Here is a 20,505-nt window from a genome sequence, read left to right on the forward strand (position 1 = left end):
CGTGAGATGGTGTCCGCCGGACGGCGCACGAAGGAGCCCACGTGGACGAGCACAGCACCCCGACGATCAGAGCGACCGGAGCACGCGCCCACCGCGGCGCGCTGACGGTGCTGGCCGCCCTCGGGGCGCTCGTCGGGGCCGGTGCCTCGGCGATGCCCGCGGCGGCCGCCGAGCAGGCCACGCCGCGCGTGGTCGGGGGAGCCCAGTCGACGATCGCGTCGCGTCCGTTCCAGGTGGCGCTGTACGACCCCAACCAGGACAACAAGCCGACCAGCCCGTACAACGGGCAGTTCTGCGGCGGCTCGATCGTCGACGCGACGCACGTCGTCACGGCCGGGCACTGCGTCTTCGACAGCGCCACCGGCCAGGCGCGCCAGGTCGCCCACGTCCGCGTGCTCGCGGGCACGGCCCACCTGCGCGACGGCCAGGAGGCCGAGGCCCCGACCGCTCGCGACGTCGCGGTGACCCAGATGGTCGTCCGCCCGGGCTTCACGCTCGCGAACCTCGACGGCGACGCCGCCGTCCTGACCCTCGCGTCCCCGCTCTACGAGGGGTCCCCCAAGATCGACGGCACCACGTCGATCGCGCCGATCCCGCTGATCACGGCCGCCCAGTCCGCGCAGTTCGCGGACCCGGAGGGCAACGGCGTCGTGAAGATCTCCGGCTGGGGCGACCGGCAGGCGCAGACCGGGTCGAGCGTCGGCGGCATCCTCGGCGGGGGCGTCACGAACGACTACCCGCGCGACCTCCAGACCGGCGTCACCCACATCTTCAAGCGGTCCTCCTGCCAGAGCGCGTACTCCGGCACCGGGGCCAACGTGAACGACCGGACGCTGTGCGCGGGTGAGCCGAGCGGCGGCATCGACTCCTGCCAGGGCGACAGCGGCGGGCCGCTGACGGTCGACGTCGACGGGTCGCCCGTCCTGGCCGGGATCGTCAGCCTCGGCATCGGCTGTGCCCAGGCGAACCGGCCCGGGCTCTACACCCGCGTGGCGGAGGACTCGGTGAACCAGTTCATCCGGGCCGGGTCGAACATCCAGACGACCACGACGGCCACCCCGACGCCGCGCACCACCGCGGACACGGGCCGTCCGACGATGAAGCTCGCATCCCGGAGGTGCACGTCGACCCGCTGCGTCACGCGCGTGACCGTGGCCGACCCCACGCCCAGCGCGGGCGTCCGCTCGATCACGGCGACCCTGCGCTGGACGGCCGGGGGCCGCACCCGCACGAAGACGGTGAAGGCCAGGACGACGTCGAGCGGCAAGGGCACGATCATCACCTCGGGCCTCGTCCGCGGGCGGCGCTACACGCTGACGCTGCGCGCGAAGGACAAGGCCGGCAACACGCAGCGCAGGGCCAAGGTCTACGTGCTGACGCCCGGGCGCTAGGACGACCCCGGGTCAGTCGCCGGGGGCCGTCGCCCCCGGCGCCGCGTCCTCGAACACCGCGCGCCGCGGCAGCGCCTCCGGGAGCCGCAGCACGGTCGTCCCGGCGGAGCGCATCGCCGGGCAGAGCGCCCGGCCCTCGCCCGCGGGCGGCGGGACGGCCCCGAGCCGCAGGTCGATCGTCGCGCGACCGCCCCGCGCCGCGACCGACGCCCGGGCGAGCGCCTCGCAGGCGCCGCGCAGGTAGGTGACCATCACCGTCCGGCGGTCCGGTTGGACCGTGACCCGGGCGTAGCGCACGTGCCGGACCGGGCGGACGTCCGCCCGGGGCTGCTCGAGCGGGTCGTTCCACACGGACGTCGCCGGGTCCCAGTCGTTGCCCGTCCGGACGCGGATCGTCGTCGGAGCGGGCTCGCAGCCGGCCTCGACGGGGAAGCTCTGGTTCGTCGCCCAGACCCGCACGCTCCGCACCGCGCCGCCGGGAGGACCGACCTGGACGTGGTCGAGCCGCCGGCAGTCGCCGCCCCAGCGGACGCCCGAGAGCTCGACGGCCCCGCCGACGTAGGCGACCCTGCGCCACGACAGCTCCTCGAGGACCGGGCGACGCCGGCCCGGGAGCGCCGGGGCGACGGTGCCGAGCGCGACGGTCGTGCCGTACCGCGACGGCTGCGGATGGGTCGGGGTCTGCGTCACGACCGGCAGCTCGTCGCCGTCGTCGGGCCCGAACGTGACGACGGCGCCCGTCCGCCCCTCGACGCCGTACCGCTGCCCCGGCTCCGGGACGAAGCGGGCCGCCCCGATGCGCAGCCGCGCAGCACGGACCGGCATGCCGATGACGCTCGGGGCGTGCACGAACTCGGCGGGCGGGCCGGCGGAGCGCGCGGGGAGGTCGCCCGTCGAGGTCGTCGTGGCGCGTCCGCCGTCGCCGATCACCGTGCCGGACGTGTCGACGCCGCATCCCGCGGCGGCCAGGGCGAGGACGACGGCCGACGTCGCCGCGGTGGAGGTTCGGGGTGGAGGCACAGCGCAGGGCGGGGACCGCGGGACCCCACCGTAGTCGGCGGCCCGGAGGTCGCGGGTTCCGCGCGGCCCCACCGACCGGCCCGCCGGGTGCGGCGCGTGCCGTCGGACGGCCGGGTGCCGTTGCGGGGCCGAGACGCCGGATCCCCAGTGCCAGTCGGCTATACACTCTGTGAATACTCGGTGTGTATAGTCATCGTCCATGTCCATCGCCAAGACGTTCCTCGGGCTGCTCGAGGGCGGCCCGAGCCACGGCTACGACCTCAAGCGGGCCTACGACGAGAAGTTCGGCCAGGACCGCCCTCTCGCCTACGGGCAGGTCTACGCGACCCTCTCCCGGCTGCTGAAGCACGGGCTCGTGGAGCTCGACGGCGTCGAGCAGGGCGGCGGGCCCGACCGCAAGCGCTACGCGATCACCGATGCCGGCGTCGCGGACGTCGACCTCTGGCTCGCCCAGCCGGAGCGCCCCGAGCAGTACCTGCAGACGACGCTCTACGCGAAGGTCGTCCTCGCGCTCCTCACCGACCGCCCGGCGACGGACGTGCTCGACACGCAGCGGGCCGAGCACCTGCGGACGATGCGCGAGCTGACCCGGCGCAAGACGGGCGGCGACCTCGCCGACCAGCTCGTCTGCGACCACGCGCTGTTCCACCTCGAGGCCGACCTGCGGTGGCTGGAGCTGACCGCCGCCCGGCTCGACCAGCTCCGGACGGAGGTCGCGTCGTGAGCCTCCTCCCTCGCCGCCCGTCGTCGCGCACCGGCGGGACGGACGACGTCCGCCCGACCGACGGCTCCCCGGGGCAGGACGAAGCCGCCGGGCCGCTGCTCCGGGGTGTCGACCTGCACAAGGCCTTCGGCTCGACCGCCGCGCTCGAGGGCGCGAGCTTCTCCGTCTCCCCCGGCGAGATCGTCGCCGTCATGGGCCCCTCGGGCTCCGGCAAGTCGACGCTGCTGCACTGCCTGGCGGGCATCGTCCCGCCCGACCGCGGCAGCGTCACGTTCGACGGCCGCGACGTCGCGGCGCTGTCCGACGCGGAGCGCGGGGCGCTCCGCCGATCGGCGTTCGGGTTCGTCTTCCAGTTCGGGCAGCTCGTGCCCGAGCTCAGCTGCCGCGAGAACGTGGCGCTGCCGCTGCGCCTGAACGGCGTGCGCCGGAAGGACGCCGAGCGCCGCGCCGACGAGTGGCTCGAGCGCCTCGAGGTCGCGGGTGTCGCCCGGCAGACCCCCGGCCGCGTCTCCGGCGGGCAGGGGCAGCGCGTCGCCGTCGCGCGGGCGCTGGCGACCGAGCCCCGCGTCCTCTTCGCCGACGAGCCCACCGGCGCGCTGGACTCGCTCAACGGCGAGCGCGTCATGGAGCTCCTCAGCGGCGCGGCGCGCGAGACCGGGGCGGCCGTCGTCCTCGTCACCCACGAGGCGCGCGTCGCCGCGTACTCCGACCGCGAGGTCGTCGTCCGCGACGGCCGCACCCGCACGACCGAGGTCGTGGCGTGAGCACCGGGTCGTGGCTGCGCGAGCTCGGGCTCGGTGCGCGGCTGGCCGCCGCCGGGGGCCGCGCCTCGTGGTCGCGCACGGTGATGACCGCCGTCGGGGTCGGGCTGGGCGTCGCGCTCCTGCTCCTCGCCGCGTCGGCCCCCAACGCGCTCGACGGCCGCGACGACCGCAACGCGGCGCGCTCCGAGTTCCAGCTCGGCGCCCCCGAGCGGCGGGCGAGCGCGGACACGGCCCTGGTCGCGAGCGCCGACACGAACTTCCGCGACGGCAACGTCCGCGCCCGGCTCGTCCGCGCGGAGGGGCCCGACGCGCCGGTCCCGCCCGGCGTCTCGCGACTCCCCGGACCCGGCGAGGTCGTGGTCTCCCCCCGGCTGCGCGACCTGCTCGCGTCGTCCGACGGCGCGCTGCTGCGCCCACGGGTGCCCGGCCGGATCGTCGGCACGATCGCGGACACCGGCCTCGCCGGTCCCCGCGAGCTCGCGTACTACGCGGGCGACGCCACGCTCCGCCCCGGACCCGCCGTCCAGCGGATCGACCACTTCGGGTCGGGGGACCAGCGGGAGGGCCTGCCGCCCGCGCTGGCGCTGCTCGTGGTGATCGCCGTCGTCGTGATGCTGCTGCCGGTCGCGGTGTTCGTCGCCGCCGCGGTGCGGTTCGGCGGCGAGGAGCGCGACCGGCGGCTCGCGGCGTTGTCGCTCGTCGGCGCCGACCGCCGGATGGTGCGGCGGATCGCGGCCGGCGAGGCCCTGCTGGGCGCGCTCCTCGGGCTCGCCCTCGGCGGCGCGCTGTTCCTCGGGGCGCGGCAGCTCGCCCGGAGCGTCGAGATCGACGGGCTCAGCGTCTTCCCGTCGGACCTGCGTCCGGCGACCGCCCTCGTCGTGCTCGTCGCGCTCGCGGTCCCGGTCGTCGCGGTCGTCGTGACCCAGCTCGCGCTCGGCCGGGTGGCGATCGATCCGCTCGGGGTCGTGCGCCGCGGCACCGAGCGTCGCCGCCGCGTGTGGTGGCGCCTGCTGCTGCCGGTGGCCGGGCTGGCGCTGCTGTTCCCGCTCCTGGGCGTCGACGTCGGGGGCGGCGAGTCCGTCGACCCCGCGCAGGTGTCCGTGGGCGTGACGCTGCTGCTGCTCGGGGTCACCGCGATCCTCCCCTGGCTCGTCGAGACGGTGGTCCACCGCCTCGGCGGCGGGGGCGTCTCGTGGCAGCTCGCCGTCCGCCGCCTGCAGGCCGACAGCGGCACCTCAGCGCGCGTCGTCTCCGCCATCGCCGTGGCGGTGGCCGGCGCGATCGCGCTGCAGATGCTGTTCTCGAGCGTCGAGGACCGCAGCAGCACGGCCACCGGCAAGGACGTCGAGCGCGTGCAGGCCCAGGTCCTCCTGCCGTCGGGGCCCGGGGGACCGGACCGCGCGCGGGTCGCCGCGGCGCTCCGGTCGGCCGACGGCGTCCGGCCGGGCCTCGTCGTGTCGACCGTGTTCGTCGCCACCCGCGGGGAGGACACGTCCACGGTCACCGTCGCGCCGTGCGCGACGCTGCGGCGCCTCGTGCGGACCGGCCCGTGCCGGGACGGCAGCGTCTTCCTCGCCCGCGGGGACGACGCCGCGCCGCGCGCGGGCTCCGTCGTCCGCGACGCCTCCGCGCCAGGGGAGGAGGGCAGCGCCGGCGCGCGCTGGCGGGTGCCCGCCGACGCACGCCGGGTCGCGTCGCGCGTCGCGCCGGACGGCTCCGAGGCCGGCGGGATCCTCGCGACCCCCGGGGCCGTCGGGGACGCCCTGCCCGGGCTCGCCGTGCGCGCCGACGTCCGGCTGGACCGGAGCGCCGACGCCGCCGAGCGGCTGCGCAACGTCGCGGCCGGGCTCGGGCCGCTGACGCGGGTCGACGAGCTCCAGGTCGTCAAGCAGGACCGGAAGTTCGTGGCGATCCGCCGCGGCATCGTCGTCGCGGCGGTCCTCGTGCTCCTGATGATCGGCGCCAGCATGCTGGTGGCGGCGCTCGAGCAGCTGCACGCCCGGCGCCGGCTGCTCGCGTCGCTCGTCGCGTTCGGCACGCCGCCCGCGACCATCAGCCGCTCGATCCTGCTGCAGACCGCGGTGCCGGTCGTCCTGGGACTGGCGCTCGCCGTGGTGGCGGGGATCGGCCTGGGCGCCGTGCTCCTGCGCCTCGTCGACGCGCCGCTCCACGTCGACGCGGGACCGCTCCTCGTGATCACCGGCGTCGGCGCGGCGGTCGTCCCGCTGGTGACCGCCCTGAGCACCCCCGCGCTGCGCCGGATCCTGCGACCCGGCGGGCTGCGGACAGAGTGACGGCGGTCCTGCCCGCCCGCGGCGCACCGGCCGACGCGGCCCGGGCGGTCACCGTCGGCGGGCAGGCGACCGGCGTCCGTCCCTCGTCCCGGCACCCAAAGCCGCGGACGGCGTGGGCTCAGGCCTTCTTCGGCACCGTCACCGTGCGGCGGACGCTCTTGACGGCACCGCTCGCGTCGGTGAACGCGACCGCGAGGCGGGCCTTGCCGCGCGCCGAGCGGACGGGGATCCGCAGGTCGAGGGTGCGGTCGCCCTTCTTCATCCCGCTCCTGCTCTTCCGCACGATCGTCTTCCCGTCGCGCGCCAGGCGGGCGACGACGGCGACGGTCTCGTCGAGGTCGAGCGTCAGGCGCAGGATCCGGCGGCCGGTCGACGTGCGGACCCACTTGGCGGATTTGACGGTCGCCTCGACGGCGGACGAGGACGCCGTGGTGCCCGTGGTGGTCCCGGTCGTCGTGCCCGTGGTGGTGCCCGTCGTCGTCCCGGTGGTGGTCCCGGTCGTCGTCGTGCTCGAGGGCGCGCCCGACAGGCCGATGACGTGGGTGCCGGCCAGCGACGTGGACGGGCTGCCGGTCAGCGCGACGACCAGCGTCCCGCCGTCGGAGCCGTAGATGCCGTCCTTGCTGTTCGGCGTGTCCGGCGTCCCGCGGTTCCCGTAGGCGCTCGTGGCGACGACCTGGTTCTCGAGCGTCGGGTCGAAGAACAGCTGCGACGTGAACTCGTACGTCGTGCTCGTGCCGTCGTAGAGGCGGACCTTGAAGTGGACGTGGATCGCGCGGCCGGAGTACCAGCCGGGGAAGATCGTCGTGAAGGTGACCTCGCCGTCGGCGTCGGAGGTCTGCGAGCCGCGGAGGTACTTCTTGCCCTTCGTGCCCTCGGACTGGATGTCGGAGTACGTGCCCAGGGCGTTGGCGTGCCAGACGTCGACGGTCGCGCCGGCCACGGGCGTGCATCCGTCCGCGCCGTCGACGACGACGAGCGTGAGGGCGAGCGGCACGCCGGCCTGCGTCGTCCCGTCGCTCGGGTCGATGCGGATGTCGGAGCGGTTCAGGCCCTCCTCGACGAAGTAGGGCCCCTCGGTCTTCGCGGGCGTCAGGACGCACGCGGCGGTGGCGGCCTGGGCCTCCTCGTCGAGCCCGAGCCGGTCGAGCAGGCCGCCGGTGACGCCGATCTTGGACAGCATCGCCGTGGCGCCCACCGCACCGGCGACCGTCATGAGGGTCCGGCGGGTGTGGCCGTGGTCGTGGTCGGCGTGGGCGGTGTCGGCGTGCGGGGTGTCGGCGTGCGCGGTGGCGTCCGGCGTTCCGGCGGCGGCAGGCGCGGCGGCGTGGGCGTGCGCGGTGGCGTCCGGCGTTCCGGCGGCGGAAGGCGCGGCGGAGGTGGCGGACGCACCGGCGGCGTCGATCGGGGCGGTCGTGGTGTCGTCGTGGTGATCGGTGTGCATCTCGTCGGCTCCTGGCTCGGTGCCGGAGAGGGATCCGGCGCACGAGGAGGATCGGCGCGGCCGCTGGGACCGGACCCAGGACTACCTGAGAGGACCCTGAGCGTGATCGGGGACGCGTCACGCGGACGCGGCGGGGTCGCGGAGTCAGGGCGGTGGGGCGGGGCCGGGTGGGGCCGCGGCGGCTCGCGTTCCTGATCCGGCACCGCCCGGGTACCAGATCGGGAACGCACCACCCCGGCACGACCACCGCCGCGCCGCAGCACCTCACGTTCCGGATTCGGCACCGCCCAGGTACCAGATCGGGAACGCGACGCCCCAGCACGACCACCGCCGCGCCACCCGACCGATGAGCCGCGCCCGACCGGCCGGTCCCTGCCTCATGACCACCACGGAGACCGAGATCCGCGACCAGGTCACACGGTGGGTGGCCGCCGTGAACGCCCACGACCTCGAAGGGGTCGCGGCCGACCGGACGTCCGACGTCGTCATGTTCGACGTGCCCGAGCCGCACGCCGGGGTGCGCGGCATCGACGCCTACCGCGCGACGTGGCCGCCGTTCTTCCGCTGGTTGGCCACGGGCGCGCTGTTCGAGCTCGCGTCGCTCGAGGTGACCGCCGGCACCGACGTCGCCTGGGCCTCCGCGCTCGTGCGGTGCGGCACCACGGATGAGCTCGCGGAGCACCCCGACCGCCGGCTGCGACTCACCCTCGGTCTGCGCCGGGAGGACGGCCGGTGGCGGGTCGCGCACGAGCACCACTCGTTCGTCCACGAGGCCTGAGGCTGCGGACCCCGCACGCCCGCCGGACGACCGTTCGCGGCCCGCGCACGCCCGTCGGATCGGCGTTCTCGGCCCGTGCGCACCCTCCTGATTCCGCATCCTGGCCACCTCCCGCGGGAACATGGACCCCACCATGACCGGCCGCAAGCCGCACGACACGAGCATGGAGTCCTGGATCGAGCGCCGGATCCGGGAGGCCGCGGAGCGCGGGGCGTTCGACGACCTGCCGGGCCACGGGGAGCCGATCCGTGACCTCGGCCGGCACCGCGACGAGGGCTGGTGGCTCAAGCGGAAGATGCGGGCGGAGGGGCTCTCCTACCTGCCGCCGTCGCTGATCCTGCGCAAGGACGTCGAGGACGCGCTCGCCCTCGCGCGGGACGCGGCGAGCGAGGACGACGCGCGCGCGATCCTCGAGGACGTCAACGCCCGCATCCGCGCGGCGATCCGCACGCCGCCGGAGGGCCCACCGCTGAACCGCCGACCGGTCGACGTCGAGGGCGCCATCGGCCAGTGGCGCGCGCGGCGCGGGCGATGACCCGGGGCCGACGCGGAGCCGGGCGGCACGTTCGCGTCGCATCGCGACGAGAACGTGCGTCCGATCGCGCGCCGCCGCCGCGAGGCGCTCCCGCCGGCCGTCCGCCACCCGGCCACCGCCACCGTCCGATCCCGGTGATCAGCCACTCGCCCTCACCGTCCGATCCCGGTGATCACCCACTCGCCGTCCCGGCGCACCAGCTGCACCGCCGGGCCGCGGCCGCGCCGCGTGGCCTCGAAGGTCGCGACGCTCGTCCCGCCGGTGCTGGTCGCGAGCGTGCTCAGGTAGGCGGGGTGCTCGAGCTTCGGGTACCGCCGGTGGAAGCGCTCGAGCGCGCGTGCGCAGACGTCGCCGTCGTGCAGGGAGCGCACGGCGGCGGTGGTCAGCACGTTGCACGCCCCGTCGAAGTCGCCGTCCTCGAGCGCGGAGCGCCAGGCGTCGACCGTGGCGTCCGGCGTCCGGCCGGGGCTGACCGCCGGGCGATCGTCGCCGCAGCCGGCCGCCCCGAGCGCGAGTGCGGTGAGCACGAGCGACGCGGCGCGACGGCCACCACGCGCGACCGCCACCGGTCGCCGGGCCCCGCCGTCCACGGAGGACCCGGGCGCGAACCGCCCATCGGTCGCCCCGCCCGGTCCGCACGCCACCACCGTTCAGCACCCGCCCGCCAGCCCGCGGACACTGCGCACCCACCGGCCGAGCGTCCGCGCGTCCACGCCGTCGGGGCGGATCCCGTCCGCCACGAAGCCGAGCGCGGCCTGCCGGCGCCGCGCGACCTCCCGGGCCGAGATCCGCGGGACCGCCACCCCCCGCAGCGCCTTCCCCGGGAGCAGCGCGACGACCCGCAGCCGCACGCGGACGGTGGCCTTCGACAGGCCCAGCGCGCGGCCGGTCGCCGCGACCGTGGGGGTCCGGCGGTGCTGCGCCTGGACCCGGCGGAGCTCGCCGAGCACGGCCCGGGGGAAGACGGGCGGCGGCAGCGTCGACGTCGCCGTGGCCTGCGTCCGGGGGCGCAGGCCACGGCGGGCCTCCAGGGCGAGCGCCCTCGCGTCGGCGTAGATCTTCAGCGTCCGGCGCCCGGTGTTGACGCTCTGCTCCGCGCCGCGGTCGGTGCCGATCGCACCCCCGGGAAGCCGGTGCAGCCCGCGCGGGTCCACACCGTCGAGCGCGACCGGGTTCTCGCCGCACGTCGTCTGCGTCTGGATTTGGAGCGGTGGGAAGCACCCGCCCTCGTCGCCCGGACCCGGGTCGCAGTCCCCGTAGACGGCGAGGCCCGCCTGCGGCTCCGTGAACGGCAGTCCGCCGACGGTGGGGCCGGCCCACCAGGCCGCCGGCGCCGGGCCCTCGGCGGCGGTCGCGGCGTCCGTCCCCCGAAGGACGACCAGCGCCGCGACGACCGCGAGCAGGATCCAGAGCGACACGCGGCGCATGACGCGATGATGCCCTGCCGCGCCGACGGTGTACAGGCACGGGTCACGGGCGGTCCGGCGATGCGTCGCAGGCCCGTCCCCCGGGTAGGGTCGCCCCACCGTGACCCTGCCGCTGCAGCCCCCGTTCGCCCCGCAGCTCGCCCGCGGCCGCGCGACCCTCCCGACCGGCGGCGGCTGGTCGTACGAGCCGAAGTGGGACGGGTTCCGCGCGATCGCGTTCGTCGACAGCGAGACGCCGGTCGGCGGGCTCCCCTCCGCGCCGGACGCGGACGCCGCGGGCGAGACCGACGACCCGACCGCCACCGCCGGCGGGGCCTCGCTCGTCCTCCTGTCCCGCGGCGGCAAGCCCCTGCAGCGGTACTTCCCGGAGCTCCGGTTCCCGCCAGGCCGGTACGTGCTCGACGGCGAGATCGTCGTCGACCCCGACGGCCTGGACGGCGACAGCGCCCCCGACTTCGACGCGCTGTCGCAGCGCATCCACCCCGCGGCGTCCCGGATCGCGAGGCTCGCGGTCGAGGTCCCCGCCCGGTACGTCGCGTTCGACCTGCTCGCGGTCGGCGACCTGTCGCTGCTGGACCGCCCGTTCTCCGCGCGCCGCGACGCCCTGGAGCGCTTCGTCGGCGACGCCGCGTTCACCGGCACCAGCGTCGCCCTCACCCCCGCCGTCCGCACGCCGGAGGAGGCCGAGGGCTGGCTCGTGGACACCGAGGGCGTCGTCGCCAAGGAGCTCGAGGCCGCCTACCTGCCGGGCGAGCGCAAGGGCATGGTGAAGATCAAGCGCAAGCGGACGATCGACGCCGTCGTCCAGGGCTGGCGCCACGGCAAGGAGGAGGGCACCGTCGGGTCGCTGATCCTCGCGCTCTACGCCGAGGGCGGCGAGCTGCGCACCGTCGGGCACTGCTCGAGCTTCACCGCCAAGCGCAAGCGGGAGCTCATCGAGGAGCTCGCGCCCTACGGCACCGGCGAGGTGATCGCCGGCGAGCCGAGCCGCTGGAAGTCCGACAAGGAGCTCGAGATCAACGCGCTGCGCCCCGAGCTCGTCGTCGAGGTGAGCTTCGACCAGGTCTCCGCCGGCCGGATCCGCCACGGCACGAAGCTCGAGCGCTGGCGCGACGACAAGCCGCCCGAGGCCTGCACGATCGACCAGCTCGACGCCTGAGCGGCCGCTCGCCGGCTGCCCTGGCGCCACCTCCCGGACCGGCTCGGCCCACGCGGTAGCGTCCCGCCCGTGCGCGTGGACGTCCGGACCGACCGGCTGAGGATCGCCGACGTCGGGACCGCCGATCGCGCGGCGTGGGCGGCCCTGGCGGGACGGGCGCTGGAGCCCAACCCGTTCTTCGAGCCCGGCCTCGCGATGCCCGCCGCGCGGCACCTGCCCGGCGGCGGACGCGCCGAGCTCCTGGTCGTCCGCACGGACGAGCGCTGGCTCGCGTGCGTCCCGGTGCGCCGCCGGCCGAAGTGGTCGGATCTCCTGCTGCCGTGCGTCCGGGCCTGGAACCACGACTACTGCTTCCTCTCGACGCCGCTCGTCGACCGGGACGCGCTCGACGTCGCCGCGCACGCCCTGCGGGCCGCCCCGCGACGCTGGCCCGGCCGCGCGTTCCTGGCGCTCGAGGCCATGGGCGACGGCCCGCTCGCCGGTGCGCTGCCGACGCACGCCGCTCCGGGTCGCCCCGCGCCCGCGGTCCACAGCGGCTTCGACCGCGCGGTCCTGCGGCGGCGTCCGGACGACACGTACGTGGACGGGGCGGCCTCAGGCAGGCGTCGCCGCGAGCGCCGCCGCACCCGCCGGATCCTCGAGCGGGAGCTCGGTGGCACCGCGACGCTCGTCGACGCGACCGAGGACCCCGCGGCGCTGGACCGCCTCCTCGCCCTCGAGGCCGCCGGCTGGAAGGGGGCCGCCGGGACCGCGCTGACGTCGGACCCCGAGCACGAGGCGTTCGTCCGCGAGACGTGGGACGACTTCCACGGGCGTGGCCGTGGGCACCTGCTGGAGCTCCGCGTCGGGGACCGGATCGCCGCGTCCGTCCTCTGCCTGTCGGCCGGCGACGTGGTCTTCTCGCTGAAGATGGGGCACGACGAGACGCTGCGGGCCGGGGCGCCGGGCGTCCACCTGATGGCCGACGCCGCGACGTGGTTCCACGGCCGTCCGGAGTTCGCGCTGTTCGACTCGTGCGCGGTGCGGGACAACGCGATGATCAACGCGCTCTGGCCCGATCGCCGGCGGATCGTCAGCCCGGTGCTGCCCGCCGGAGGCCTCCCGGGACGGGCGGCGCAGGCCGCACTGCGACGGCACGCGCTCCGGGCGGGTCCGCCGGGCGGGGACACCATCCGGCCCTGAGGGGTCCTCCGGGCGGTCCACCCCCGAGGCGCACGGCCGACCGGACGCCACGCGCCACGGGACGCCCCGTCGGGCGAGGACCGCCGCCCGTGCGCGTCCCGACGGACGGTCGCCACGGGCGATCGCCGGGCCGAGCGCCCCGAAGCGCCACCGAAGACGGCGCGAAGAATCGCGCCCGAGCGGCCGGGGACCGCGACGCCGGCCCCACGACCCGGCTACGGTGCCCCGACGGCGACGCATCCGGCCGCCGGCCCCGGGTACCGAGGACCACCTGACCATGACGCTCCCCCGCCCCCGTCCCCTCCGCCTGGCGCTCTGCACCGCCGGCGCCCTCGTCGCGGGGCTCGGGGCCGTCGCCCCGGCCCAGTCGGCCGAGTGGCGGACGGACGTCACGACCTCGTCCGTCGCCCACGCGTCCACGGCGACGGAGTCCGCCCCGGCGTCGTCGCCGCGGATCGCCGGCAGCACGTCGGGCCCGGGCAGCGCCGCGACCCCGCGCATCGTCGGCGGGACCACCCTGCCCGACACGACGACCGCCCCGTACACCGTCGCGATCCAGACGGTCTTCGGCGACGACGCCGTCGGCGGCTGCAGCGGCACGATCCTCGACGCCACCCACGTCCTCACGGCGGCGCACTGCGTCGTCGAGGAGAACGGCACGCGGGCGACGCCGGACCAGGTCGCAGTCGCGTCGGGCACCACGGACGCGACGACCAAGGCCGGGCTCGCGCAGGGCACCGTGTCGAGCGTCGCGACGATCCGCGTGCACCCGCGCCACAAGGCCGGCGGCTTCTTCGACGACGTCGCCGTCCTCACGCTCTCCGCGCCGCTGAACCTCGCCGACGGGAAGACCGCGGCGCTGCCGATGGCGCCGAGCGGCACGATCGTCTCGCCGGGCCGCCTGGTCCGGATCACCGGATACGGGATCACTGGCGGCTCCGCGGACGACTTCGGCACGCTCCGGTTCGTGAACGTCCGCGCGGTGATCGGTGGCAGCAGCTGCAGCACGTCCGCCCCGGGCGCGTTCCTGTGCACGGAGGGCACGAGCAAGGGCGCGTGCTCCGGCGACAGCGGCGGCACCGCCACGATCGGCTCCGCGAGCGCGCGGCGCCTGATCGGCGTCACCGACATCGCGGACTCCAACTGCCGCGGTCTGAACCTCTTCGCGAACGTCGCCGCCCCCGAGATCCGGATCTTCATCGACGCCGCCCTCGCCGAGCAGGACGTCACGGCCGCCCAGACGCCGCTGGCGCCCCGCGGCGGCACGAAGGCGAAGATCACCGGCAGCGCCCGGGTCGGCCGCACCGTCACGTGCAAGCGCGGCTCGTGGACCTCCGGGACGAAGTTCCGCTACGCCTTCCTGCTCGAGAACGGCTCCCGCCAGATCAACCGCGGGTTCCGCAGCAAGAACACCTACAAGCTGCGCTCCGCCGACCGCGGCCGGCGCGTCTTCTGCGCGGTCGAGGCCCGGAGCGCCGGCGGCCAGGGCATCGCGGTCGGGCGGAACGTGAAGACGGTCTCCCGCTAGTCCTTCGGCTTCTTCGCCCGGCTGGGCGCCACGCGCTTGGGCTCGTTCTCGCCCTTCGCGAAGTTCGGCGGCCACGGCGCGTCGCCGAGGCCCTCCTCCTCGTCGCGCCGGGCCAGGTCCAGCAGGCCCGCGAGCGCTCCGGGGTGCTCGTCGATCGCCGCGTGCGGGTCGCCGTGCTCGCGCAGCAGCGCCGGGACGGTCGCGAGGGTGAAGTCGCCGAGCTCCGCGTCGGGGACCTGGTCCCACGTCAGCGGCATGGAGACGCGGGCGTCCGGGGTCGGGCGGACCGACCAGGCCGACGCGACGGTGCGGTCGCGCGCGTTCTGGTTGTAGTCGAGGAAGACGCCCTCGCGCTCCTCCTTCCACCACTTCGACGTCGCGCGGCCGGGCATCCGGCGCTCGACCTCCCGGGCCAGGGCGAGCGCGGCGCGACGGACGCCGGTGAAGTCGTGCTCCGGGTGGATCCGCACGTTGACGTGGATCCCGCGCGAGCCGGAGGTCTTCGGCCATCCGATCAGGTCGTGCTCGTCGAGGACGTCCTTGACGCAGAGCGCGACCGCCCGGACCTCGTCCCACCCGACGTCAGGCTGGGGATCGAGGTCGATCCGCAGCTCGTCGGGCCGGTCGAGGTCGGCGCGGCGGACCGGCCACGGGTTGAAGTCGATCGTCCCGAGCTGGACGGCCCAGACGAGGTGCGCGGCGTCGTTGACGACGAGCTCGCGAGCCGTGCGGCCGCTCGGGAACGACACCGTCGCGGTCTGCAGCCAGTCCGGCGCGGTGTCGGCGATCCGCTTCTGGAAGAACGGCTCCTTCGTGATCCCATTCGTGAACCGCTTGAGCGCACCGGGGCGCTCCTGCAGGTGGAGGACCGCCGGGCCGACGCCGCTGTCCGCGGCCTCGCCGACCGCCACGTAGTACTCGGCGAGGTCGAGCTTCGTGATCGCCTTCTCGGGGCCCAGCCCGTCGCCGCGCTCGGCCCGCGCGGGGAAGAAGACCTTGCTCGGGCTCGACAGCCGCACGTCGCGCCCGGCCGCGTGGACCTGGGTCTCCTCCTTCGCCATGCGCGGACGGTACCCGCGGGAGCCCGGCGCCACCACGAGGTCGTCCGACCGACCGGCGTCGCGACGGGCGCGTGCTGGGAACATGGGACGGGTGCTCGCGACGTCCCCGCCGGCCCGGCCCGCCGCCACGACGCCCCTCGGCCCCCGGCCGGCGCGGATCCGTGGCTGAGGCCCCGTACCAGCGCGACTGGGCGCCGATCGGCGCCCGACACGGTCTGCGCATCAGCCACGCGACGACCGAATCGGCGTCTGACTCGTGGGACGACGTCTGGGACGTGACGTTCACCGTGGTGGCGGAGGACGGGTCCCTCGTGCTCCGCCACGCGGTGCCCCGCTCGCTGGCCGGCGAATGGGTCGCTGCGCTGATCGCGGTGCTCGACGTCCCCGCGGGAGCGCTCCCCGACGCCTCGACGTGGGGCGCGCAGGCCGACGCCCTCCGCGTCCACCGCCGGCAGCTGCGGGCTCTCCCCGGGACCGACGCCTGACGGTCGTCGTCGGGCCTCCGCCGGACCGGGCCGTCGTGGCGCGGCGGCGCGCACGACGTCAGTCCGGTCGTCTGCTGTCCGCAGGCCCCGCGTCGGGACCGTGTCGATCAGGGGCGGCGGGGTCCGGACCCTCGCGAACGGCCTCACCCTGACGGGCCCGAGCTGATCGCCGGCCCGCCGCGGGCCGGGCCGTTGTGGGGTTGCGCGCCGGTCAGCGCGCCGGCATCACCCGCACGCGCGGGCCGGTGCTCGACCGGCCACCGGCCCCGGGCACGGTCCAGCGCAGCGTGACGACGACGCCCGACCGCGTCGCCGCGACCGCCCGACGTCCGGCCCCGGTGAGCCGCAGCCGGACCGGCCGCGTCCCGGTGCCCGGCGCCACGTTCCCGGACGCCACGACGACGTCCGCCGCGCGACGACCTCTCGTGCCGGCGCGGCGGGCGACGGCCACCACGCGACCGCCGCACGACGCGCTGCAGCTCGTGGTCACGGCGAAGGCGCCCCGCGCGGCCCGCACCCTGGACGGGCCCCGGAGCGTCCCGACGCCGACCGTCGCCGGGCGGGGCGCCGCCAGGGGCTTCGCCGCGGCCGGTCGTGGCAGCGGCGCCATCGGGACACCGACCCGTGCGGGCGCCTCGACCGCGCCCCGGTACGGCCGGTCGTCGGTGTCGACGCACAGGTGCTCGGCGTACGGGAACGCCGGCGGCGTCGCGGCGACGACCTGGGTCCAGTTCCCGTCGGCGTCGCGCACGTCCCGGTGCCCACCGGCGGGCGTCCAGCTGCCGTCCTGCCCCCAGCAGTCCTCGGTCGGCACGCGCCGCAGGCGCAGGAGCACGCCGTCGACCGTCTGCCCGTGCTCCGTCCGCACGACGACGCGGTCCTCCCACGGCGTCCCGCCTTCGCGCAGCGGCAGGTAGTCGTCGGCGGAGGCGGTCATCACGACGTCGCCGGGGAACACGCGCCCCGAGAACGCCCCGGTGCGGTCCGCCGGACCGAACGGCGTGGTCGCACCCGCGATCCCGGCGCCCGAGAAGTCGACGACCCGTCCACGGATCGTGACCGACAGCTCGACGATGGCGAGGTCCTCCGTGACCGTCTGCCCGGCCCCGACGGAGAAGGTCCGCGTCTGCAGGCGGGTGCCCGCCGGGTGCGACTCGGCGCTCGCGTACCCGTCCTTGCTCGCGCGGAGGACGTAGTCGTCGCGCGCCGGCACGTCCGGGGCGACGTAGCGCCCGAGCGCATCGGTGCGGGTCGACGCCACGACGGGGTCGTAGCCGGAGGGCCACGGCGCCTGCGTCGCGGCGACGTGCACCGACGCGTCGGCGACGGGGCGCCCGAGGTCGTCCACGACGTGGCCGACGAGCGTGCCCGTCGGCGGCGCGGCCGACGCAGTGCCCGGCACGACGACGCCGACCAGCACCACCAGCAGCAGGATCAGCCGGCCGACCGGCGTGCGCCGGGCGCTCACCGGGACTCCAGACGCACGCTGCGGACGGTGGCCTTCGTGGACCCCGCGGGCGCCCAGCGCAGGGTCGCGGCGAGTCGCCCGTGCGCCGAGCGGAGCATCCGCGTGCCCGTCGACGTGAGGCGGAGCGTGGTGCGGTGCGTGCCCCTCGTGGTACGGGTCCCGGTCGACGCGATCGTCAGGGACGCCGCCTTCCGGCCCCGGGTGGACACGCGCGGCACGGTGACGGTCAGCGCGCCCCTGCACGTCGCGTGCGCCGGACAGCTGGTGGTGGCCACGAGCCGGCCCCGCCGGACGGGGACGCGGCGGGTGCCGACCAGCGACGCCGCGACGGGCGCCGCGGAGCCCGACGGCCTGGCGACGGCCGGCGGCGGGGTCGGCGTGCCCTGCGCGATCCCGGTGTAGCCGTCGCTCACCAGCCGGACCGTCGGCGGGTTCCGACCGCTCCAGGTCGCCGGCATCATCACCGCCTCCATCTGCTCGATCATGTCCATGTGCTGGCCGCCGACGAGGAAGGGGCCCTGGTCGCGGACGATCAGCGGGGCCTTCGGCGCCAGCGGCCCCGAGCAGTAGTCGCCGGCGTCGGGCGGGAACGACGGCGCGGGCCGGTCGGCCGTCCCGGCGATCCAGTAGCCGCCGTCGGCCCAGCAGCTCCGGGCCGGCCGGGGCGGCAGGCGGAAGTCCACGCCGTCGACCGTCTGACCGGGGGCGATCTCCACGGCACCGGCGCCGTTCAGGCTCGGGCGGTCCCCGATCCAGTGGCGGACGAGGTCCGGTCGCTCGGCGAGCAGGTACCACCAGCCCGCGTAGACGGGGAGGTCGTAGCGCCCGTTTGCGTCGGTCGTCGCCGTCGGCTCGGCGATCGCCGCCGGACCCGTCCCGCGACTTCCGTGGTCGAGGCTCTGGAGGACGTTCACGCCCGCCAGCGGGGCGCCGTTCAGGTCGACGACGCGGCCGCGGATGTGCCCGTCGAGCCGGTTGAGCGTGAAGTCGAACGGGTACGTCTCGCCGATGCGCAGGTCGAAGGTGAAGGGCGTGAAGACGTCCGAGCCGCGGAGGTAGCCGAGCGTCGTCTCGTACCCGGGCGCGCTCATGCGCACCGTGTAGTCCGAGCGCGAGGGCAGCCCGGTGATGGCGTAGTGCCCGGCGAGGTCGGCGCGGGCGGATCCGACGGTCGTGTCGCCGGAGACCGCCTCGACGAGGGCCAGCGGCACCGGGGCACCGCCCTGCGCCGCGGTGACCGTCCCGGCGATCGTGGCCGAGACGGGCACCCCGAGCCCGTCGGCTCCCGCGGGACCCGCCGCCCCGAGGGCGAGCAGGCCGGCGACCAGTGGGAGCAGCGCCGCACGGCGGAGGGACGGGCAGGGGGACGGGAACGCACGCATGTCCGTCCCCTCGGCAGGGCCGCCGTCCGGCGCGAGTGCGGTCAACGTTCGTCGGACGCCCTGCGCGCCACCGGCGGACGTCCGGGCCGGCGGACGGACGACAGCGGGTGCCGGTGGTGCCCCTCAGCCGCTCAGCGCGGCCCGCTCGACGTCCGCGGTCGTGAGGATCCGCATCGCCGCCGCGTCGGGCGTGGTGCCGCCGGAGAGCAGCCGGTCGGCCTGCGACGAGATCACGTCGTCGAACAGGTTGCGGACCGCGCGGGCGTTCGCGAAGCGGTCGTCGCGCTCGGCGTGCCAGCGCCCCAGCACCTCCGCCGCGTAGGTCCGGGCCGCGTCGTCGAGGGCGTAGTCGCTCTCGGTGCAGAAGCGCTCCAGGATCGCGAGCAGCTCGCCGGGGCCGTAGTCGTCGAACGTGATCGTCTCCGCGAAGCGGCTGGCGAGCCCCGAGTTCGAGCACAGGAACTCGTCCATCTCCCGCGGGTAGCCGGCGCAGATCACGGCCAGGCGCTCGCGGTCGTCCTCCATCCGCTTCAGGAGCGTGGAGATCGCCTCCTGCCCGAAGTCCTTCGGGCCGCCGGACGCCAGGGCGTACGCCTCGTCGACGAACAGGACGCCGTCCAGCGCGGAGTCGACGACGGTGTTCACGAGCGTCGCGGTCTGCCCGAGATAGCCCGAGACCAGGCCGGAGCGGTCAACCTCGACGAGCCGGTCGGTCCCGAGCAGCCCGAGCGCGTGGTAGAGCCGGCCGTAGAGGCGCGCGACCGTCGTCTTGCCGGTGCCGGGCCCGCCGCAGAACACGAGGTGCAGGGATACGTCGGCGACCTTCAGCCCGGCGGCCTTGCGCAGCGCGCGCATTCGCAGCAGCTGGCCGGTGCGGTGGACCTCCGCCTTCACGCCGCCGAGGCCGATCAGCCCGTCGAGGTCGGCCATGACCGCGGCGAACGCCTGCTCGTCGACGACGCCCGACGCCGGGACGGCCTCCGGCGTCGCGTCGCCCTTCCGCGCCGCCGTGCCGGGCGGGCCCTCGGGATCGCCGTCCCGTGACGGGACGCCGCCGCCGGCGCGCCCGGGGCCGCGTCCGTCCCGGCCGACCGTCCGCAGGTCCGGGCGCCCGTCGTCGCGGGGCAGTCCGCGCGCCGGGCGCCCGGGGGAGCGCGGAGCCGGCGCGTCGCCGCGCGGGTCGCTCGAGCGGTGGGCCGCCCGGTCCGCGCCGGTTCCGTCGCCGGTGCCCGGACCACCGGACGACGTCCCGCTCCCCGCGGGGCCACCGGTCGTGAGCGACGCGTCGCCCGCGCCGGGCGACGCCGCGCCGGTCCCCGGCGTCGGCGGCGGTGCGGAGAACGGCTCGCGCAGCGCCTCCAGCAGCGCTGCCGGCGGGTTCGGCGTGCCGGCCAGGCGATCGCGTCCCTGCGACCGCGACGCCGCGGCACCCTTCGCGTCACCGGCCCGGTCGCGTGCACGCGCCTGCAGGGCGAAGGCCCGCGCCATCGGCCAGTTCGCGCGCCCCTGGGCGAGCCCCTCGGTGACGACCGCGTCGACCGCCGTCCCGGCGCCCGGGTCGTTCGTCGCCAGGAGCAGGCGGGCCTCGTCGAGCCGCAGCGCGAAGGTCTCGTTCGCACCGTCGGTGAGCGTCAGGGCCTCGCGCGTGGCGGCGAGCGCCCCGGCGTGGTCGGCCTGGCGGACCAGGCGGTCGGACCGCAGCGCCAGGACCGCGCCGCGCTCCTCGCGTCCGCCACCGGGGACCATCTCGGCGAACATCAGCGCCTGGCGCTCGAGGCCCTCGGCCTCCGCCGTGCGGCCGGCCGACAGCTTCCGCCGGGCGTGGTCGAGGTACGAGGCGACGCGGGCGTCCATGGGGGGACG

Annotated in this window: 18 protein-coding genes; 10 read left to right on the forward strand and 8 right to left on the reverse strand. The window is 76.4% G+C overall.

Annotation, left to right across the window (positions count from 1 at the left end):
• The first annotated feature begins 41 nt into the window (after positions 1-41).
• Entirely contained in the window at positions 42-1,391 is a 1,350-nt protein-coding gene (locus PATMI_RS0101825; protein ID WP_026909631.1) for a S1 family serine peptidase, read from the forward strand.
• A gap of 12 nt (positions 1,392-1,403) precedes the next feature.
• On the opposite strand, the gene PATMI_RS0101830 is transcribed toward PATMI_RS0101825, so the two are convergent.
• Positions 1,404-2,411: a hypothetical protein gene (locus PATMI_RS0101830; RefSeq protein WP_026909632.1), complete on the reverse strand. Its 1,008-nt coding sequence runs from the start codon at positions 2,409-2,411 to the stop codon at positions 1,404-1,406.
• Between the two features lie 199 nt (positions 2,412-2,610).
• On the opposite strand from PATMI_RS0101830, the gene PATMI_RS0101835 reads away from it, so the two are divergent.
• From PATMI_RS0101835 to PATMI_RS0101845, 3 genes are all read left to right on the forward strand, one after another.
• Positions 2,611-3,135 carry a PadR family transcriptional regulator gene (locus PATMI_RS0101835; RefSeq protein WP_026909633.1) on the forward strand — a complete coding sequence of 175 codons (525 nt, stop codon included), beginning with the start codon at positions 2,611-2,613 and terminating at the stop codon, positions 3,133-3,135.
• A gap of 95 nt (positions 3,136-3,230) precedes the next feature.
• On the forward strand, positions 3,231-3,899 hold the full coding sequence (locus PATMI_RS0101840) for an ATP-binding cassette domain-containing protein (RefSeq protein ID WP_026909634.1): 669 nt from the start codon (positions 3,231-3,233) through the stop codon (positions 3,897-3,899).
• Complete coding sequence (locus tag PATMI_RS0101845; RefSeq protein WP_026909635.1) at positions 3,896-6,193, forward strand: FtsX-like permease family protein; 2,298 nt, start codon at positions 3,896-3,898, stop codon at positions 6,191-6,193. The genes PATMI_RS0101840 and PATMI_RS0101845 overlap by 4 nt, the downstream gene beginning before the upstream one ends.
• Positions 6,194-6,311: 118 nt before the next feature.
• Here the strand turns inward: PATMI_RS0101845 and PATMI_RS37765 are convergent, their stop codons facing one another.
• Entirely contained in the window at positions 6,312-7,637 is a 1,326-nt protein-coding gene (locus PATMI_RS37765) for a dioxygenase family protein (protein ID WP_051470931.1), read from the reverse strand.
• Between the two features lie 379 nt (positions 7,638-8,016).
• Between PATMI_RS37765 and PATMI_RS0101855 the strand changes: the two genes are divergently transcribed.
• Both PATMI_RS0101855 and PATMI_RS0101860 read left to right on the forward strand, forming a co-directional pair.
• Positions 8,017-8,415, forward strand: coding sequence for a YybH family protein (locus PATMI_RS0101855; protein WP_026909636.1), 399 nt, complete (start codon positions 8,017-8,019; stop codon positions 8,413-8,415).
• Between the two features lie 121 nt (positions 8,416-8,536).
• On the forward strand, positions 8,537-8,950 hold the full coding sequence (locus tag PATMI_RS0101860) for a DnaJ family domain-containing protein (RefSeq protein ID WP_211241682.1): 414 nt from the start codon (positions 8,537-8,539) through the stop codon (positions 8,948-8,950).
• 152 nt (positions 8,951-9,102) lie between these two features.
• On the opposite strand, the gene PATMI_RS0101865 is transcribed toward PATMI_RS0101860, so the two are convergent.
• On the reverse strand, positions 9,103-9,477 hold the full coding sequence (locus PATMI_RS0101865) for a hypothetical protein (protein WP_157260567.1): 375 nt from the start codon (positions 9,475-9,477) through the stop codon (positions 9,103-9,105).
• Positions 9,478-9,600: 123 nt separating this feature from the next.
• Positions 9,601-10,377 carry a hypothetical protein gene (locus PATMI_RS0101870; RefSeq protein WP_026909639.1) on the reverse strand — a complete coding sequence of 259 codons (777 nt, stop codon included), beginning with the start codon at positions 10,375-10,377 and terminating at the stop codon, positions 9,601-9,603.
• A gap of 100 nt (positions 10,378-10,477) precedes the next feature.
• On the opposite strand from PATMI_RS0101870, the gene PATMI_RS0101875 reads away from it, so the two are divergent.
• The 3 genes from PATMI_RS0101875 (at position 10,478) to PATMI_RS33640 (ending at position 14,246) form a co-directional block, all read left to right on the forward strand.
• The gene (locus PATMI_RS0101875) at positions 10,478-11,536 is read left to right on the forward strand and encodes an ATP-dependent DNA ligase (protein ID WP_026909640.1); all 1,059 of its coding nucleotides are present in this window, start codon (positions 10,478-10,480) and stop codon (positions 11,534-11,536) included.
• Between the two features lie 69 nt (positions 11,537-11,605).
• Entirely contained in the window at positions 11,606-12,718 is a 1,113-nt protein-coding gene (locus tag PATMI_RS0101880; RefSeq protein WP_026909641.1) for a GNAT family N-acetyltransferase, read from the forward strand.
• A gap of 277 nt (positions 12,719-12,995) precedes the next feature.
• Positions 12,996-14,246, forward strand: coding sequence for a S1 family peptidase (locus PATMI_RS33640; RefSeq protein ID WP_051470932.1), 1,251 nt, complete (start codon positions 12,996-12,998; stop codon positions 14,244-14,246).
• Here the strand turns inward: PATMI_RS33640 and PATMI_RS0101890 are convergent.
• A complete protein-coding gene (locus tag PATMI_RS0101890; protein WP_026909642.1) occupies positions 14,243-15,307 on the reverse strand; it encodes a DNA polymerase domain-containing protein in 1,065 nt (354 codons plus the stop codon). The two genes, PATMI_RS33640 and PATMI_RS0101890, sit on opposite strands and share 4 nt — an antisense overlap.
• 161 nt (positions 15,308-15,468) lie before the next feature.
• Between PATMI_RS0101890 and PATMI_RS0101895 the strand changes: the two genes are divergently transcribed.
• A complete protein-coding gene (locus PATMI_RS0101895) occupies positions 15,469-15,792 on the forward strand; it encodes a hypothetical protein (protein ID WP_026909643.1) in 324 nt (107 codons plus the stop codon).
• Positions 15,793-16,003: 211 nt separating this feature from the next.
• Here the strand turns inward: PATMI_RS0101895 and PATMI_RS37135 are convergent, their stop codons facing one another.
• The 3 genes from PATMI_RS37135 to PATMI_RS33645 form a co-directional block, all read right to left on the reverse strand.
• Entirely contained in the window at positions 16,004-17,260 is a 1,257-nt protein-coding gene (locus PATMI_RS37135) for a carboxypeptidase-like regulatory domain-containing protein (RefSeq protein WP_026909644.1), read from the reverse strand.
• On the reverse strand, positions 17,257-18,642 hold the full coding sequence (locus tag PATMI_RS0101905; RefSeq protein ID WP_026909645.1) for a carboxypeptidase-like regulatory domain-containing protein: 1,386 nt from the start codon (positions 18,640-18,642) through the stop codon (positions 17,257-17,259). Before PATMI_RS0101905 ends, PATMI_RS37135 begins: the two co-directional genes overlap by 4 nt.
• Positions 18,643-18,765: 123 nt before the next feature.
• On the reverse strand, positions 18,766-20,496 hold the full coding sequence (locus PATMI_RS33645; RefSeq protein ID WP_051470933.1) for an AAA family ATPase: 1,731 nt from the start codon (positions 20,494-20,496) through the stop codon (positions 18,766-18,768).
• Positions 20,497-20,505 lie beyond the last annotated feature (9 nt).

The sequence above is a fragment of the Patulibacter minatonensis DSM 18081 genome, assembly GCF_000519325.1.
Classification (GTDB): Bacteria; Actinomycetota; Thermoleophilia; order Solirubrobacterales; family Solirubrobacteraceae; genus Patulibacter; species Patulibacter minatonensis.